At 65.7% G+C, this 17,518-nt stretch carries 15 protein-coding genes; 3 read left to right on the plus strand and 12 right to left on the minus strand.

Annotation, left to right across the window (positions count from 1 at the left end):
• Window positions 1–41: 41 nt before the first annotated feature.
• A complete protein-coding gene (pbpC, locus tag P7A97_RS03255) occupies window positions 42–2,372 on the plus strand; it encodes a peptidoglycan glycosyltransferase PbpC (protein ID WP_277688503.1) in 2,331 nt (776 codons plus the stop codon).
• Between the two features lie 22 nt (window positions 2,373–2,394).
• Here pbpC and P7A97_RS03260 read toward each other — a convergent pair whose 3' ends face one another.
• The 8 genes from P7A97_RS03260 to ada form a co-directional block, all read right to left on the minus strand.
• On the minus strand, window positions 2,395–3,516 hold the full coding sequence (locus P7A97_RS03260) for a GGDEF domain-containing protein (RefSeq protein WP_277688504.1): 1,122 nt from the start codon (window positions 3,514–3,516) through the stop codon (window positions 2,395–2,397).
• Between the two features lie 88 nt (window positions 3,517–3,604).
• Window positions 3,605–4,048, minus strand: coding sequence for a DMT family transporter (locus P7A97_RS03265; protein ID WP_277688505.1), 444 nt, complete (start codon window positions 4,046–4,048; stop codon window positions 3,605–3,607).
• 56 nt (window positions 4,049–4,104) lie between these two features.
• A complete protein-coding gene (locus P7A97_RS03270) occupies window positions 4,105–4,593 on the minus strand; it encodes a GNAT family N-acetyltransferase (protein ID WP_277688506.1) in 489 nt (162 codons plus the stop codon).
• Window positions 4,590–5,138: a DUF4136 domain-containing protein gene (locus P7A97_RS03275; RefSeq protein ID WP_277688507.1), complete on the minus strand. Its 549-nt coding sequence runs from the start codon at window positions 5,136–5,138 to the stop codon at window positions 4,590–4,592. Before P7A97_RS03275 ends, P7A97_RS03270 begins: the two co-directional genes overlap by 4 nt.
• A gap of 14 nt (window positions 5,139–5,152) precedes the next feature.
• Window positions 5,153–5,746, minus strand: coding sequence for a DUF4136 domain-containing protein (locus tag P7A97_RS03280; protein WP_277688508.1), 594 nt, complete (start codon window positions 5,744–5,746; stop codon window positions 5,153–5,155).
• Between the two features lie 117 nt (window positions 5,747–5,863).
• Window positions 5,864–6,613, minus strand: a complete 750-nt coding sequence (locus tag P7A97_RS03285; protein WP_277688509.1) for a methyltransferase domain-containing protein — start codon at window positions 6,611–6,613, stop codon at window positions 5,864–5,866.
• The gene (locus P7A97_RS03290; RefSeq protein WP_277688510.1) at window positions 6,610–6,912 is read right to left on the minus strand and encodes a MazG-like family protein; all 303 of its coding nucleotides are present in this window, start codon (window positions 6,910–6,912) and stop codon (window positions 6,610–6,612) included. Before P7A97_RS03290 ends, P7A97_RS03285 begins: the two co-directional genes overlap by 4 nt.
• Window positions 6,913–6,972: 60 nt before the next feature.
• Entirely contained in the window at window positions 6,973–8,007 is a 1,035-nt protein-coding gene (gene ada, locus P7A97_RS03295) for a bifunctional DNA-binding transcriptional regulator/O6-methylguanine-DNA methyltransferase Ada (protein ID WP_277688745.1), read from the minus strand.
• A 117-nt stretch (window positions 8,008–8,124) separates the two neighbouring features.
• Here ada and P7A97_RS03300 point away from each other — a divergent pair, with 117 nt between their 5' ends.
• Window positions 8,125–11,616, plus strand: coding sequence for a response regulator (locus P7A97_RS03300; protein ID WP_277688511.1), 3,492 nt, complete (start codon window positions 8,125–8,127; stop codon window positions 11,614–11,616).
• Window positions 11,613–12,794 carry an HD domain-containing phosphohydrolase gene (locus P7A97_RS03305; protein ID WP_277688746.1) on the plus strand — a complete coding sequence of 394 codons (1,182 nt, stop codon included), beginning with the start codon at window positions 11,613–11,615 and terminating at the stop codon, window positions 12,792–12,794. The genes P7A97_RS03300 and P7A97_RS03305 overlap by 4 nt, the downstream gene beginning before the upstream one ends.
• 51 nt (window positions 12,795–12,845) lie before the next feature.
• Here the strand turns inward: P7A97_RS03305 and rhlB are convergent, their stop codons facing one another.
• The 4 genes from rhlB to P7A97_RS03325 all read right to left on the minus strand — a co-directional run bounded on the left by rhlB (window position 12,846) and on the right by P7A97_RS03325 (window position 17,389).
• Window positions 12,846–14,255: an ATP-dependent RNA helicase RhlB gene (gene rhlB / locus P7A97_RS03310; protein ID WP_277688512.1), complete on the minus strand. Its 1,410-nt coding sequence runs from the start codon at window positions 14,253–14,255 to the stop codon at window positions 12,846–12,848.
• Between the two features lie 87 nt (window positions 14,256–14,342).
• The gene (locus tag P7A97_RS03315; RefSeq protein WP_277688513.1) at window positions 14,343–15,503 is read right to left on the minus strand and encodes a dipeptidase; all 1,161 of its coding nucleotides are present in this window, start codon (window positions 15,501–15,503) and stop codon (window positions 14,343–14,345) included.
• Between the two features lie 72 nt (window positions 15,504–15,575).
• Window positions 15,576–16,514 (minus strand): GGDEF domain-containing protein, encoded by a 939-nt coding sequence (locus P7A97_RS03320; RefSeq protein WP_277688514.1) that lies wholly within the window; start codon window positions 16,512–16,514, stop codon window positions 15,576–15,578.
• 203 nt (window positions 16,515–16,717) lie between these two features.
• The gene (locus tag P7A97_RS03325) at window positions 16,718–17,389 is read right to left on the minus strand and encodes an alpha/beta hydrolase (protein ID WP_277688515.1); all 672 of its coding nucleotides are present in this window, start codon (window positions 17,387–17,389) and stop codon (window positions 16,718–16,720) included.
• Window positions 17,390–17,518: the final 129 nt, after the last annotated feature.

Consider the following 17,518-nt stretch of genomic DNA (forward strand, 5'->3'; position numbering starts at 1 on the left):
GCATGCCATAGCCGGCGCCGCTCGCGCAGCGAGGCGTGGCGATGAAGCCGGTCTTGCCTGGGCGACGCGTCTTGACCCTGTTGCTCCTGCCGCTGCTGCTCGTGTGGTTGGCGGATCGACTGTTTCCGCTGCCTCTGCCCGAGGACGGCCTGGCCCGTGTGGTGCTGGCCGAAGACGGCACGCCGTTGTGGCGTTTCGCTGACGCCGAGGGGGTGTGGCGCTATCCGGTGAAGGTGCAGGACGTCTCGCCCTTTTACCTGGAGGCGCTGCTGACCTATGAGGATCGCTGGTTTTACCAGCATCCGGGCGTCAACCCGCTGGCCCTGGCGCGGGCCGCCTGGCAAAACCTGAGTAGCGGGCGGGTGCTGTCCGGTGGCAGCACCCTGTCGATGCAGGTGGCGCGCCTGCTCGACCCGCATGCGCGTTCGTTGCCCGGCAAGCTCAAGCAGCTGTGGCGCACGCTGCAGCTGGAGTGGCACCTGTCCAAGGATGAGATTCTCACCCTGTACCTCAACCGCGCACCCTTTGGCGGTACCTTGCAGGGCGTGGCGGCGGCCAGTTGGGCCTACCTGGGCAAGTCGCCGATGCAGCTGACCCGCGCCGAGGCTGCCCTGCTCGCCGTGCTGCCGCAGGCGCCCAGTCGGTTGCGCCCGGATCGTCATGCGCAGCGGGCGCAGGTGGCGCGGGACAAGGTGCTGCAGCGCCTCGCCCAGTTTCAGGTCTGGCCGCAGCGCGCGGTGGACGAGGCGCTACAGGAGCCGGTGCTGCTGGCGCCACGCCAGGAGCCGAGCCTGGCGCCGCTGCTGGCGCGGCGGTTGAACCGTCCCGACAGCCCTCCACTGATCCGCACTACCCTGGATGCCGCCCTGCAACGGCGTCTGGAGGACCTGCTGCTGGGCTGGCGTGTGCGTCTGCCGGAGCACACCTCGGCGGCGATTCTGGTGGTCGAGCACGAGAACATGGCGGTGCGTGCCTATCTCGGCTCGCCGGATATTGGCGATGCCCGCCGCTTTGGCCATGTCGACATGGTGCGCGCCCTGCGTTCACCAGGTTCGACCCTCAAGCCCTTCCTCTACGGCCTGGCTCTGGATGCCGGATTGATCCATTCCGAGTCCCTCCTGCAGGACGTGCCGCGCCGCTATGGCGACTACCGTCCCGGCAACTTTGCCGCTGGCTTTACCGGCCCGGTCTCGGCCAGCGAGGCGCTGGCCACTTCGCTCAACCTGCCGGCGGTGCAGCTGCTGGAGGCCTATGGACCGAAACGCTTTGCTGGCGAACTGCGCGGTGCCGGCGTGCCGTTGGCACTGCCGAGCGGCGCCGAGCCGAACCTGGCGCTGATCCTCGGTGGCGCGGGCAGCCGTCTGGAGGCGCTGGTCGCCGGTTATGCCGCCTTTGCCCGCGCAGGCATGGCGGCGCGGCCGCGCCTGCAGCCGGATGAGGCCCTGCGCGAGCGGCGCCTGCTGTCGCCCGGCGCGGCCTGGATCGTGCGGCGCATCCTCGCCGGGCAGGCGCGGGCGGATCGCGACCCAAGGGCCGAGTTAGTCCAGCGCCCGGTGCTGGCCTGGAAGACCGGCACTAGCTATGGCTTTCGTGATGCCTGGGCCATCGGTGTCGGCCCGCGGCACCTGATCGGCGTGTGGATCGGCCGTCCCGACGGCACCCCGGTGCCTGGCCAGTTCGGCCTGGCCTCGGCTGCGCCGCTGCTGCTGCAGGTGCACGATCTGCTGGTCAACCGTGACCAGCAACGCGGTCTGCAAGCGCCCGTGCAGCCTGTGCCGGACAGTATTGGTGTGGCGGCCATCTGCTGGCCGCTGGGCCAGGAGCTGGCCCGTGACGATCCCAATTGCCGGCGCCAGCGCTTTGCCTGGACGCTGGCCGGCACGGTGCCGCCCACCTTGCAGGCACAGGATCAACCGCTGGGCCTTGGCCTGCTGCAGCCCCTCTGGCTGGATCAAGCCGGGCTGCGCGTGAGTGCGGGATGTGCGGGGGCTCATGAAGCGCAAATGGCGTTGTGGCCGGCGCCGCTGGAGCCTTGGTTGCCCCGCCGCGAACGGCGTGCGGCACGCCTGCCGCAGGCATCCATGACCTGCCCGCCGAGCCTGCCGCCGGCGGCTGCTCCGCTGTCCATCGTCGGTGTGCGCGAGGGCGACCGCTTGCGGCGGCCTTCGGGCAGTAGCGAGTCGCTGCGCCTGCAGCTATCGGCACTTGGGGGCAGCGGGCCGCGCTGGTGGTTCCTCAATGGCGAGCCAGTGGCCGAGAGTCAGCCGGGAGAAGGGATCGAGCAGCGCCTGGAAACCGCCGGGCTTTATCAGCTCAGTCTGCTCGACCAGAGCGGGAGCACGGCGCGGGTGGAGTTTCGTGTGGAGGACTGAGGCGGGGGCTGCTCTGCAGTGTCTAGTCGAGGGCCAGCGTCAGGCGGTCACGCCCGTCGCTCTTGGCACGGTAGAGCGCATCGTCGACGCGTTTGAAGAAGGCCTCGGCGCTGGCATCGCGCAGCGGCTCCAGGCAACCCACGCCGACACTGGTGGTCAGCGGCAGCTTGCGGCCGTCCAACTCGAAGCCCTGTTCGGCCAACTCGCGACGGAAGCGTTCGGCCATTTCGTGGGCCTGGCTTAGCGGCGTATCCGGCATCAGTACGCCGAACTCCTCGCCGCCCAGGCGCAGCAGCACATCGCTGTCGCGGCGGAACACCAGGCGCATATGTTCGGCAAAGGCTTGCAGGCAGGCATCGCCATTGGCGTGGCCATGCTGGTCGTTGATGCGCTTGAAGAAATCGATATCCAGCAGCACCAGTGACAAGGGGCTGCCCTGGCGGCGAGCGGTGGCGACCATGGCACTGAACAGTGCGTTGAACTGCAGGCGGTTGCCCAGCTGCGTCAGGCTGTCGGTACGGCTGAGGCGGTCGTACAGCTCGCGTTGCTCCAGCAGCTGCTGCTCCAGGTGCAGGGTGGCCTGGTATTCCCGATGGCTGCGGCTCAGGGCCAGCAGCAGGTAGCCGAGGTAGAAGAGCAGGGTGATCAGCACGGCCTCCTGCTGCGCCCAGTTCAGCGCCAGTACCGTCAGGCCGGGCAGGTAAAGCAGCAGCATGGCCAGCATGCAGCGGTGCTTGCGCATGGGGAAGTTGAAGGCCATGGCCGTGCTGAAGGCGATGGTGCTGAGCGTGGCGATCATGCGCGAGGGCTCGAAGGCCGGTTGCCACAAGGCATAGGCGTGTACCAGTCCCCAGCCCAGGCTGGTGAGCTGGAGCAGCTGCCAGTGACGGTCGATCCAGCGCTGCAGGCCGGGGGTGTCCTCCTGGCCCGGCGGCTGGTGCAGCCAGCGCAGCAGCATCAGCACGCCGAAGAACAGGGTGCCGCCCAGGCCCAGCAGCGCAGCGCTATCGATGCTGAAGGCCCAGCTCAGCAGCCAGGCCAGCAAATAGAAGATACCGCCCAGGCGGGTGCGGACTTTCATGTCCTGGCTTTCGCGCCAGAGGGCGAAGCTGTCGGTGCGGTACAGGCGTGAGTAGAGAGCCATGTGCTGTGATCACAAATGCGGCCAGATCAACAGCATAGCCCTGCCGAGGGGGTGGATGGAAGCAAAGTGCCACTAATTCGTCGCGGGCTCAGCCGCGACGGATCAGCCAGACCCCGCCAATGATCAGCGCCAGGCCGGCGGCCTTGCCCAGCGTGATGGGGGCTTCGCGGAAGCCGGCCCAGCCGCTATGGTCGAGCAACAGGGCCATGCCCAGCTGGCCGGCCAGGACCAGCACCATGAACAGCAGCGCGCCGATGCGTGGGCCGGCAAAGGCGGCCGTGGTGATGAAGACGACGCCCAGCAGACCGCCGCTCCAGTGCCACCAGCTCAGGCTCTTGAAGGCGGCGATGGTGGGAATCTCACGGCTGGCCATGACCACCAGCAGCAGGGCCACGCTGCCAACCAGGAAAGACACCAGGGCGGCGGCCATGAAGCTGGAGAGCTGTTTGGCCAGCTGGCCGTTGATGCCGGCCTGCAGCGGCAGAGCAGCACCGGCGAGCAGGGGCAGGGCGAGTAGCAACCAGTGGGGCATGGTCGTCTCCGGGGTACGGGCGGGGCGTCATTATGCCCGCAAGGCTGCCTGGGTGGTCAGCTTTCCAGGCGTTTGGCGAACTGCACCAGGGCTACCCGTTGCCGGCCGCGTTGCCGCTCGACCACACCGCGTGGCTCATAGCCGAGGCGGGCATAGAGCAACAGGCCGGCAGTGTTGTCGTTGAAGCACGAGGCTTGCAGTTCTCGGGCCTGGAAGTCGCGCTGGGCCAGGCGCTCCATCACACCGATCAGGTATTGGGCTACGCCCTGGCTGCGGGCCCAGGGCGCGATCATCAGGTTGCCCAGGGCGCAGTACTCACCCGCCACACTCTGGTAGAAGTTGGCGAAACCGGCAGGCCGCTGGTCGAGCAGGGCCAGGGTACTGCCCTGGCGCTCGGCGTAGGCCGCCGCCAGCTGTTCACGGCTCAGTGGCCAGTGGGCGCGGGGGAAGGCGTAGAACAGCTCGTCGGCGTTGCGCACGAACCGCACCACCTGGTCCAGGTCGTCAGCCGTGGCGGCGCGGTGGCTCAGCAACTGCTCGCTCATCGCGGCGGGTACTGCTTGAGCACTTCGTTGACCGTGCTGCGGATGGCCTCTTCGCGTTCTGCCAGCGTTGGTGGCGTGCGGCGCATGACCTGCTCGGCACTGCCGCGCCAAACCAGTTTGCCATCCTTGCCATCGAGCAGGTCGATCTGGAGGGTGGCGACCTTGTAGTCGAGGTTACGGGTTTCAGTCATCGCCGGGGCGCCCCAATAACCGCCCCAGTAGCCGCCATAGCTGGTGCTGACTTGTTCCTGGCGCTGCTCGACCACCAGCCAGACCTGCACTTTGAGGTCGCTGACACTGCCGCCGGGTGCCGCGCGCAGGCCACGTTGGTCGAGCTGCGCGGCGACGGCCTGGCGGATGCGCTGCTCGGTGAGATCGCTCTTGAGGCGGGGATCGTCCGGCCGGTATTGCAGCGCCGGCTCCTGCCAGCTCCAACTGCGGTAGGCGGCAAAATCACGGCTGGGATCGTAGTCACGCTCGGTCTGAATGCCCTGGCAGGCGGCCAGCAGCAACAGGGCCGGGATCAGCAGCAAGCGGTGCAGCATGGATAAACCTCCAATCAATCCGGGGGATAGGCGCTGAGGGCGTCCTCGACGGCGCGGCGCAGGGCCTCGGCGCGTTCGCTCTGGCTGTCCGTGTTGCGGGCCTCGGCACTGCCGCTCCACACCGGCTGATCGCTGGCGCCGTCGAACAGGTCGATGCGTACCACGATCACTTCCAGCTCGTAGGTGCGCACCAGCGGCACGCTGCCGTACATGCCGTAGTGGTCGCCCCAGGGGCCGTTACCGTAATAGCCGCCATAGTCGTCGCGGACCTGGTACTGGCGGCGCTCCACGCTCAGCTCGGCGCTGGCCAGCAGGTCGGCACGCTTGCCGCTGCGCACCGGGCGCAGGCCGCGCTGATCCAGGCCGCCGGCGACCGTTTCGGCCAGCAGGGCGCCGTCTGCCCAGGCGCTGCCGGCCGGCTGCGAGCGCCAGGCCCAGTCGCGGTAACGTGCATAGTCGCGAGGCGCGGCCGGGTAGGCGCTGCGGTCGAAGTGATCGGCCGCCGCCGGCGGCGCGGGAGGCAGCGGTTTGCCCTCGGCGATATAGGGCGAGGGGCTCTGGCAGGCGACCAGCAGTAGCAAGAGTGGTAGGGACAGCAGGATTTTCATGAGGTGCTCCGCAAGCGGAAAACCGCCTTGGGCTTCCCGGCCCCTCCGGCAGGCGTGGAGGAGAACATGTCCTATCAGAATAGCCCGTATGCGGTTCGGCCTGGGGGCGGTTGCCGCTTACCGTGGCCGACAGATCCAGTGCTGGTAACGGCCGAGGCCGGCAAAGGCCGGATGACGGCGGTAGGCCAGCTCCATCTCCAGCAGATCGGCGAGTTCGGCCTTGGCCTGGAACTCGACCGGCATGTAGTCGTGGAACACGCGGACGCCGCTCTGGCTTTCGACCCGCCAGCTGCCTTCGAGTTGCAGCGCCAGCTCGCGTGGGTCGAGCGGGCGCTGCGGCGTCAGGCTCTGGCCTTCGCCGGCGAAGCGCGCCTTGCGCAGTTTGCGGAAGTGGCCCTTGAGCAGATTGCGGTAGACCAGCGCGTCCTTGTTGTAGAACGCCAGCGACAGCCAGCCACCCGGTGCGGTGAGCTGGTGCAGCACCGGCAGGATGGCGTGGGGCTCGGCCAGCCACTCCAGCACGGCGTGACACAGCACCAGGTCGTAGGGCTGGTCGAGCTGACCGAGCAGGTCCTGCCAGGGCGCCTGGATAAAGCGCGCCTGGGTGCCGGCCTCGGCAAAGCGCTGGCGGGCGCCTTCCAGCATCGGTTCGGCTGGCTCGGTCAGGGTCACGTCGTGGCCGCGCTGGGCCAGCCACAAGCTCATGTGGCCAAGGCCGGCGCCGACGTCCAGCACGCGCAACGGGCGCTCCGGCAGGGCCTCCTTGAGGTCGGCCTGCAGCACCGCCAGGCGGATCGCACCCTTGGCGCCGCCGTAGATCTTCTCGGCGAAGCGGGTCGCCAGCTCGTCGAAGTGTCTGTCACTCATGCAAAACGCCCCTCGCTGTCGGCCAGCTTGGCGCGTACCACTTGCTCCAGGTCCAGGCCCAGCTCGCTGCACAACAGCAGCAGATAGAGGACGATATCGCCGACTTCCTGGCCGGCGTGCGCCAGCTGTTCGGCGGGTAGCTGGCGCGACTGGTCTTCGCTGAGCCACTGGAAGATCTCCACCAGCTCGGCCATTTCCACGCTGGCGGCCATGGCCAGGTTCTTCGGGCTGTGGAAGCGGCGCCAGTCGTTGCGGTCGCGGATGGCGTGCAGGCGGCGAGTGAGTTCGGCGATGTCCATGGGCTCTCCTTCGGGGCGCATAGCTTCGGCCCGAAGGCGCCGTGCTGCAAGCCCCGTCACCTAGGGGACGGAGTCTGCCTCGGCCTTGAGCAGCGCCTGCTTGCGTGCCACGCCCCAGCGATAGCCGGTAAGGGCACCGTTCGCGCCGACGACCCGGTGGCAAGGCACCAGCAGGCCCAGTGGATTGCTGGCGCAGGCACGGGCCACGGCGCGCGCATGGCTGTCGAGCTGGGCGGCCAGTTCGCCGTAGCGGCGTGTCTGCCCGCTGGGGATGTTCTGCAGGGCCTGCCACACGCGTTGCTGGAAGGCGGTGCCACGCATGTCCAGCGGCAAGCGGGCGGCCCGTGAGGGCTCGCTTACCTGGGTCAGCACGGCGCGCAGCCAGTCGCGCAGGCCGTGCTGGTCACGACGCAGTGCGGCAGCGGCGAAGCGCTGCTGCAACTCGTTTTCCAGCGCCAGCTCATCATCGCCAAACAGCAGCGCGCAGGCGCCCCGTTCGCTGGCGGCGAGCAGTACCAGCCCCAGCGGGCAGTCGCTGATGGCATAGCGCAGTACTTCGCCGGCGCCTTGCTGGCGGCGCTGCGCGGGACTCAAGGCACCAGGTTGCTGATACAGGGCGCGAGTGCCGGAGTAGCCGGCGTCCAGGGCCGCCTGCAGCACCGAGCTGGCGTGTGGCAGGCTGGCCTCCAGGCGCTGGCGGCGCTGGGCGTCGAACCAGGCGCGCGGGGTCAGCCCGGTACGGGCCTTGAAGGCGCGTGCCAGGTGCGAGGCGGACAGGCCGATACGCGTGGCCAACTGCTCCAGCGTCAGCGGTTTTTCGCTTTGCTGCAGCAAGGCGCAGGCTGCAGTCACCAGCGCATCGAGGTGTTCGGCCGGGCTTTGGCCCTGCGGCGAGCAACGTCGGCACGGGCGGTAGCCGGCGGCCTCGGCGGCCTCAGGGCTGCGATGAAAGCTCACGTTCTCGCGCTTGGGGCGGCGTGCCGGGCAACTGGGGCGGCAGTAGATGCCGGTGCTGCTCACGGCGAAGACGAATGCGCCGTCCTGATGCATATCGCGGTCGCAAACGGCTTGCCAGCAGCGGATCGGGTCGAGCATGGCGCTTTCCTCGTGGGACATGCTCCGATTCTCGGTCGCGGGAGAGGCTCTGCCAATCCATAGCTGACTTTCAAAGCCTATGCTCAAAGCGCATTCGTCAGACAAGGGCGCTGCCTCATGTTGCGTAACTGCTGTGCGGTTCTGTTGTACCTGCTGTCGTGGAGCGCGTCTGCCGCTCTGCCGTTGGATGAGGCCGAACGGGCCTGGGTGGCGCAGCACCCGGTGCTGCGGGTCGGCGTGGAGCGTGCCGGCTGGCCGCCTTTCGATGTGCTCGACGAGCAGGGGCGCCACCGTGGCTTGAGTGGTGATTACCTGGCGCTGCTGGCCCAGCGTCTTGGCTTGCGTATCGAGACGGTTCCGCTGGCGGACTGGGATGCGGCACTGGTAGCACTGCGCGAGGGGCGGGTCGATTTGTTGCCTTCGGTGGCGCAAACCCCGGAGCGCGAGGCCTATATGGCCTTCACGCGCAGTTACCTGGTCAGTAGTAGCCTGATCTTTACCCGCGGTGACATGGGGGTGCAGCGCGTGGCCGATCTGTCCGGTCGCCAGGTTGCCATCGAGCGCGGCTATGTGTTGCAGCATGCCTTGCGCAGTGCGGTGCCGGATGTCCACCTGCTGGAGGTGAGCGACACAGCAGAGGCGCTTCGGGCTGTATCGTCCGGGCGCGCCGATGCCTATGTGGGCGACATGATTGTGGCCAGTTACCTGATCCGCGAACTGAATCTGACCAACCTGGAATTGCGCGGTGAGACGGGGCTGTCCACCAGCGAGTTTCGCTTCGCCGCCCGCCGCGACAATACCCAGCTGATCGCTCTGTTGGACAAGGCCCTGGCCAGCCTGGACGAGCAGGAGCAGGACGCGATCAAGGAGCGCTGGCTGCCACCGCTCACGGCATTTAACTGGCACCGCCTGCTGCAGGTGGGCTGGCCCTACCTGATCGGCCTGGTGCTGCTGATCGCCTTCGTGCTGCTGTGGAACCGTCGCCTGGCGGTTCAGATTGCCGAGCGCCAGCGCGCCGAGGCCGAGGCTCAGCGCCAGCGCAGTACCTTGCTGGCCCTGATCAACGCGATTCCCGACCCGATCTGGTTCAAGGATGCCGGCGGACGCTACCTGGGCATCAATCAGGCCTGTGCCGAGCTGTTCGGCAAAACCCAGGACGAGGTGCTTGGGCGACGTGACGAGGATTTTCTCGCGCCGGCCTGGGCCAGGGCGCGGGCGGAGCGTGATCACAGTGCATTCAGCAGCGGTCAGCCTTTCGAGACCGAGGGTGCGGTCAGTTATCCCGATGGCCGCCAGGTGGTATTGGATACCCTGCGTACCCTCTTTCATGATGAGCAGGGCCGGTTGCTGGGCCTGGTCGGCGTAAGCCGCGACATCACCCTGCGCAAGCAGGCCGAGGAGGAACTGGCCAAGGCCAAGGAGCTAGCGGAGGAGGCGGCCCGGCTGAAGTCGGATTTCCTGGCCAATATGAGCCATGAGATTCGCACACCGATGAACGCCATCATCGGCATGTCGCACCTGGCCATGAAGACCGAACTCAACCCGCGCCAGCGTGACTACCTGAACAAGATCCAGCAGGCCGGCCAGCATCTGCTGGGGATCATCAACGACATCCTCGACTTCTCCAAGATCGAGGCCGGCAAACTGAGCATAGAGCGCATCGAGTTCGATCTGCGTCAGGTGCTGGAAAACCTGGCCAGCCTGATTGGTGACAAGGTCGCAGGCAAGGGGCTGGAGCTGGTATTCAACATCGACCCGCAGCTGCCCCAGCACTTGCTCGGCGACCCGCTGCGGCTGGGACAGATTCTGATCAATTACACCAACAACGCAGTGAAATTCACCGACAGCGGCGAGGTCGAGGTGATCCTGCGTGCCGAACAGTGCGAGGCGGAGCAGCTACAGCTGTATATGGGGGTGCGCGATACCGGCATCGGCCTGACCCGTGAGCAGCAGGCGCGGCTGTTCCAGTCGTTCCAGCAGGCCGATACCTCGACCACCCGCAAGTACGGCGGTACGGGTCTGGGCCTGGCTATCTGCAAAAGCCTGGCCGAGGCCATGGGCGGGCAGGTCGGGCTGGAGAGCGAAGCTGGCCGGGGCAGCCTGTTCTGGTGCCGGATTCCGCTGGGTATTGCTCGCGAGCAGGGCTCACGCATGCTGCCGCAGGCCGATCTGCGCGGTCGGCGGGTGCTGGTGGTGGACGACAACGACAGTGCTCGGCAGGTGCTGCGCGACATGCTCGACAGCATGACGTTTCGTGTCGATGTCGCGGTCTCCGGGCAGGTGGCCCTGCAGCAGGTGCAGGAGGCCGCGTTGCGGCGCGATCCCTTCGAGCTGATCGTGCTGGATTGGCAGATGCCGGTGATGGATGGCCTGGAGTGTGCCCGGCGCATTGCCGAGCTCGGCCTGCAGCCTGTACCGCACCTGTTGATGGTCACTGCCTATGGTCGCGAGGATGTGCTGCTGGGCGCCGAGCGCGCGGGGATCGAGGATGTGTTGCTCAAGCCGATCAACCCGTCGCTGCTGTTCGATGCGGTGATTCGCAGCCTGGGCGGCAATGGGGCGGTGCGGGGCTTCGCCCGACTGCCCGTGGGCGAGGCTGTGCCCGACTATGCGGGCAAGCGCGTGTTGCTGGTTGAAGACAACGAGTTGAATCGCGAAGTGGCCTGCGGTCTGCTGCAGGAAAGTGGTCTGCATATCGACCAGGCCGAGCACGGTCAGATTGCCATGGAGTTACTGCAGGCCAAGCCGGATGGTTACTACGCGTTGGTGCTTATGGACATGCAGATGCCGGTACTCGATGGCATTGCTACCACCGAAGCGCTGCGCCGTGAGCCGCGTTTTGCCAGCCTGCCCATCGTGGCCATGACGGCCAACGCCATGCCCGCCGACCGCGAGCGCTGCCTGGCTGCCGGCATGAACGATCACCTGGGCAAACCCATCGAGCCGGCCGAGCTGTGGCAGACCCTGGGCCGCTGGATGGAGGCCAGGGCGGGTACGCCGGTTGCCAGCGCTGCGGATGCGGGCTTGCCGGACTGGCAGTTACCCGGCATCGATCTGGATAGCGCCCTGCGCCGAGTGCTGGGCAAGCAGGAACTGTATCGACGGCTGCTGGGCAAGTTCGCCGCCAGCCAGGCCGATTTTGTGGTGCGCCTGCGTGCTCTGCTGGCCAACGGCGAGCTGGAGGCCGCCGAGCGCGAAGCACACAGCCTCAAGGGATTGGCTGCAAATCTCGGGGCGAGTGATCTGGCGGCTCTGGCCGCGGTACTGGAAAGCGCGATCAAGGATGCACGCCATGATGAGCTGGAGGCCACGCTCGACGAATTGGCGCGCAGCCTGTCCCCGTTGTTGCAGGCCATTGGGGCCTTGCCACCTGTAGCGGCAGCGGTCGAGATTGATGAGACGCGCTTGCTCCCCGTCTGCCAGCAGTTGTTGCAGCTGTTCGCCAACGACGACCCACGGGCCGGAAAAGTCTTCGATGAACAGGCCGAACTGCTGCGCAGCGCCTTTAATGACCAGTACAGTCCGCTGGCGGCGGCAGTGCGTGGTTTCGATTTCGATAAAGCCCAGGCACTGTTGCGCGAGGCGATGAAGGGAATAGGGGGAATCTGATGGATATGCTCGACAGACCCGACCAGCCGCTGATCCTGCTGGTGGACGATACGCCGGAAAATCTCACCCTGATGAGTGAGTTGCTGCTGGATCACTACCTGATCAAGGTGGCCAGCAATGGTGCAAGGGCATTGCGCATTGCAGCGGAGAGCCAGCCGGACCTGATTCTGCTCGACATCATGATGCCGGAAATGGACGGCTACGAAGTGTGCCGCAGGCTCAAGGCCGACCCTGCCACTGCGCAGATTCCGGTGGTGTTCCTCACTGCCAAGAGCGAGCAGGCCGATGAGCAGCGAGGCTTTGATCTGGGGGCCGTGGACTACATCACCAAGCCGATCAGTCCGCCCATCGTCCTCGCTCGGGTGCGTGCGCAGCTGCAGCTCAAGGCCAGTGCCGACTTTCTGCGTGACAAGAGCGAATACCTGGAGTGGGAGGTGCGCCGCCGAACCCAGGATATCCAGCGTCTGCAGGAGGTGACCATCGAGGCCATGGCCAGGCTCGCGGCCATGCGTGACAACCCCTGCAGCAAACACCTGGCGCGGATCGAACCCTACATGGTGGAGCTGGCTCGCAGCCTGGCTCACCAGCAGCCGCTATTGGCGCAAGAGTTGAGCGAGGAGCGTATTGCCGGCTTGGGCAAGTCGGCGTTGCTGCACGGCATTGGCAAGCTGGTGTTGCCGGATCGCATCCTGCTCAGTCCGGTACCGCTGCAGGGCAAGGATCTGGAACTGCTACACAGTCATGCCACCGCGGGGCGTGATGCCCTGCTGGCGGCCGAGTCGCGCCTGGGGAGCGTGACCGATTTTCTGCGCGATGCCCGTGACATCGTTTACAGCCAGCATGAGCACTGGGATGGCAGCGGCTATCCACAGGGCCTGCGTGGCGAGCAGATTCCCCTGTCGGCGCGGTTGATGGCGGTGGTGGGTGTGTATGAGGACATGACCAGCCATCATCCGTATCGCAAGTCGCTGACGGCGGACGAGGCTCTGGCACGTATCAGCGCAGCCAGTGGTACGCGTTTCGACCCTTCGGTGGTGCTGGCGCTGATCGAGTCAGCACCTCGCTTCAAGGCCATCGCCGAGGAGCATGCCGAGGATCTGGAGTCCCTGCATTGCGAGTTACAGCGGCTGGAAGAGTCGTTGGGCGAGACCATCGAGATGACGTTGCCGTCGGAATGAGCCGAGCAGGAACAAAAAAGCCCGCAGCGTGCGGGCTTTTTTCTGAAGCCGTCAGTGCTTGCGCGGCACCGGTTTGAGCAGTTCCTCGGGCGGCATCTCGCAATTGATCTTGCGGCCCAACAGCTGTTCGATCGGCGGCAGGGCGAAGGCGTCGTCCTCGCCGGCGAAGCTGATCGAGGTGCCGCTGCTGCCGGCGCGGCCAGTACGACCGATGCGGTGCACGTAATCGTCCGGCACTTCCGGCAGGGTGAAGTTGATCACGTGGCTGATGCCGTCGACGTGGATGCCGCGGCCGGCCACGTCGGTGGCCACCAGCACGCGGATCTTGCCTTCGCGGAAGCCCTCAAGCACCTTGATGCGCTTCTGCTGCGGTACATCGCCGGACATCTGCGCGGCGCTGACGCCGTCGCGCACCAGCTTCTCCTCGATGCGGCGCACTTCGTCGCGGCGGTTGGCGAACACCATCACCCGCTGCCAGTCGTTCTGCGTCACCAGGTTGTACAGCAGCTTGTATTTGTCGCTGCTGGACACGGCATAAACGTGCTGCTCGACGGTGTCGCTGGCGACGTTCTCCGGCTCGATCTCGACGACGGCCGGGTTGACCGTCCACTGCCGCGCCAGATTCATCACGTCGTCGGTGAAGGTGGCGGAAAACAGCAGGGTCTGGCGGTCGCCCTTCATCGGCGTCTGGCGGATGATCTGGCGTACCTGGGGGATGAAGCCCATGTCGAGCATGCGGTCGGCCTCGTCCAGGACCAGCACCTCGACCATGTCCAGATGCACTTCGCCACGCTGGTTGAAGTCCAGCAGGCGGCCCGGCGTGGCGACCAGAATGTCGCAATAGCGCGATTCCAGCTGCTTGAGCTGCTTGTCGAAGTCCATGCCGCCGACGAAGCTCATCACGTTGAGGCCGGTGTATTTGGTCAGGGCCTGGGCATCCTTGGCGATCTGCACCACCAGCTCGCGGGTCGGCGCGATGATCAGCGCGCGGGGTTCGCCCATGTAGCGCTCTTTCGGCACCTGGGTCTGCAGCAGCTGGGTGATGGTGGAGATGAGGAAGGCGGCGGTCTTGCCGGTGCCGGTCTGGGCGCGGCCGATGGCGTCCTTGCCCTTGAGGGTGTGGCCAAGGACCTGGGCCTGGATCGGGGTGCAGTAGGGGAAGCCGAGGTCGTGGATGGCGTGCATCAGCTCGGGGGCTAGGCGGAAGTCGTGGAAGCGGGTCTTGCCCTCTTGCGGCTCGACCACGAAGTCTTCCAGCTTCCAGGTGTCCACCGGCTTGGCCGGGCGCTCGCGGCGCGGCTTGTCGGTGCGTGGCTTCGCTTCGCGGGCAGGCTGGGCATCGGCCTTGGCTGGCTTGGCCTTGGTTTCGCGCGAAGCGCTGGGAATAGCATTGGCTGTGGGGCTGCTGGCGGGCTGCTCGGCTTCGCCCTTGCTGAATATTTTCTTGAGTGCTTTGAGCACGGCCGTCTCGTATTGGTCAAGGAATGAACGGCGGCCAGTGTAAAGCAAGAAGCCCCCTTGGCGAAGTGTCTGGGGGCTTGACGTCGGTTACTCGGGTAAGGTTGCCAGTAGCAGCCTGCGCACGTTGCCGCCCATGATTGCGGCAATCTCGTCCTGCTTGAAGCCAGCACGCTGCAAGCCCTCGGTGAGCTGGGCCAGGCCACTGGTGTCGAATGGAGTATGCACGGTGCCGTCGAAGTCCGAGCCCAGGGCAACGTGTTCGACCCCCGCCTTGTTCACCGCGTAGCGGATGGCGCGGACGATGGCGCCGACCGAGGTTTCGCAGACGGCGGCATCCCAGTAGCCGATGCCGATCACGCCACCCGTGGCGGCGATGCGCATGAGGTGCTCGTCGGTCAGGTTGCGCGGGCCAGGGCAGGTGCCGGCCACGCCCGTGTGGGAGACCAACACCGGACGTTTGGCCATGGCCAGTACGTCGTCGATCAGCGGCTTCGAGGCATGGGCCAGGTCGACCAGCATGCGCTTTTCCTCCAGACGCGTGATGACCTGGCGGCCGAGTGGCGTCAGGCCACCTTTCTCCAGGCCGTGGGCGGAGCCGCCGACTTCGTTGTCGAAGAAATGCGTCAGGCCGGCAATGCGAAAGCCTGCGTCGTACAGGCGGTCGATATTGGCCAGCTGACCCTCGATGGGCTGCAGGCCTTCGGTGGCGAGCAGGGCGGCGACCCGTTGCGGGTCGCGCTGCCAGGCGTCGACAAAGTGTTGCAGTTCGCTACGGCTGCGAATGAGCACCAGTTGCCCATGGCTGTCGGCGGCGGCCTGCTGCAGTTTTTCGGCCTGGTACAGGGCGCGTTCGAGCAGGCTGTTCCAGGTTCTTTGCGGCCAGCGCTGGGCCATGGCCAGCAGGGTGATGTTGTCGCTGTCGGCGGCGTTGCTTTCATAATTAAGGCCGCGTGGAGTCTTGGTCACGGTGGAGAACACCTGCAGGCCGACGCGGCCTTCGAGCAGGCGCGGCAGATCCGCGTGCCCATAACGGTGACGCGCCAGCAGGTCGCGCTGCCAGAGCAGGGCATCGTCATGCAGGTCGGCGACGAACAGGTTTTGATGCAACCTCTCGGCGGCATCGCTTGCGCGGTAGGGCGGCTTCTGGGCAACGCTGTTCAGTTGCCAATCCAGTACTGTGGGCAGGCTGAAGAAGAGGGCGGCGGCGAGGCCGAGCAATGCAAGAGAGGCGAGCAGCAGCTTGCGCATGTGGGGCGTCCATTCATTGTTGTTATAGGCCCGACTCTATCAAGCAGTGGCTGGGAATGGCGATATACGGCTTCAGCCAACCAGACGGTTGCGGCCCTGCTGCTTGGCCTTGTACAGCGCGGCGTCGGCCCTGGAAATCAGGCCTTCGAGGCTGTCCTTGGCCTGCATCTGGGCCAAGCCGATGGAGACCGTGACGCCAGGCAGGATGCCTACCGGTGAGTAGAAGGTAGTGATCTCTTCCAGGCTGCTGCGCAAGCGTTCGCCGATGGGGCGGGACTCTTCTGCATCGATCTCGGGTAGAAGGATGACGAACTCTTCGCCGCCAAAACGTACCAGGCTGTCCTTGGGGCGCAGCTGCTTGCGCAGGGTGTGTGCGACCAGGCACAGGGCATAGTCGCCGGCCAGGTGGCCGTGATGGTCGTTGTAGGCCTTGAAGTGGTCGACATCCAGCATGAGCATGCTAAGTGGCTGCTGGTTATAGGCGCAGCGGGTGCTTTCTCGCTCGTAGACATGTTCCAGCCAGCGCCGGTTGAAGCAGCCGGTGAGGGTGTCGACATTGGCGTTCTGCTCGCTGTCGAGAATGATCCGGTTGCCCTGGCGTACACGATCGCACAGCAGCTCCAGGAGGTTCTGCATCATCTCGGGCGACTGCTGGAAGAGTTTGACCAGGGATTCGCGGTGCAGGCGCAATACCTGGGTAGGCTGGGTGGCGACCACATAGGCAGAAGGGCGCTCGTTGTCGATGAAGCTGATTTCACCTGCACAATCACCGGGCAGGAGTGTGCTGACCGGCTGATTGTCGAGCGACCCGAGGTAGACCTTGAGCTCACCTTCCAGCAACAGATAAAGGTGCTGGTTGCGGTTAAAAGGGGAAAGCAGGATTTCGCCAGGTTCCAGCTCGCAGCCGCGGAATTCTTGCAGCAACTGCTGGATGCTGTTGGCGGCGACGTTCTGGAACAGTCGCAGGTGGCGGATCTGCTGCAGATCCCGGGGCGTCTGTGCGTTCTTCATGGGAGGAACGGACAAGTTGTGGAGGGCATCGCAGAACACTCCCTGTTGTGGGGCGAACACCTCACGCGACCTTATGCCTGGCTATTTGAGTAGGCAATCCTCGAGCTGGCCTCGACCGACCAATGGTCAGATCTGACGGCTCGGACAGAACCGTTCGCCGCCTTCTTGACGGCGACCGTGCTACTTAGCTGTGTCCGGCCCGTTCAGTCGGTTGTTTGACGGTCAAGACGCTGGGCCAGCCAGTTGCCGATGTCCTGGATCTCGTCCAGTACTACCTCATGCCCCATGGGGTATTCACGCCAGCCCACGGTCACGCCACGTTCGATCAAGCAGTCGTGGGCCGCGCGGCCCATGGACAGAGGTACCACTTCATCCTGGCTGCCGTGCAGGCAGAGGACAGGCAAACGGCAGCGGGCTGCGTCGAGTTGCAACGCCTCATCAAAGGTCGGGGCATAGGTGGACAGTGCCAGCACGCCGCCCAGCGGACCCTGCCAGCGCAGAAAGGCGGTGTGAAACACCACGGCACCGCCCTGAGAGAATCCCGCGAGGATGATGCGGGTCGGATCGATACCGCTGTCACGCTGCTGCTCAATCAGGTCCATCACGGTCTGTGCCGAGCTTTCCAACTGCGCCTGGTCGATGGCGCGGGCCGGGCTCATGGCGAGGATGTCGTACCAGCTCGGCATCACCCAGCCACCGTTGATCGTCACCGGACGGCTCGGTGCCTGAGGCAATACGAAACGCGTACTGGGCAGCTGCTGCTGGAGCATTTGCGCCACCGGCTGGAAGTCGTAACGGTCGGCACCCAGGCCGTGTAACCAGATGACGCAGGCGTCGGCACTGAGAGAGGGCTCGAGTATCAGAGGTGGTTGCATGAGTGCTCCATTGTGGTGCATTGCTGTTGCTGGCGCTTGACCAGTACTCACAGGGTTCGCTGGATATCTTAAGAAGATGTCGCGCTGATGGAAGTTTGCCTATTGACCTGCGGCTAAAGGGGCTGAGGT

The organism is Pseudomonas sp. GOM6, from assembly GCF_029537485.1.
GTDB lineage: Bacteria > Pseudomonadota > Gammaproteobacteria > Pseudomonadales > Pseudomonadaceae > Aquipseudomonas.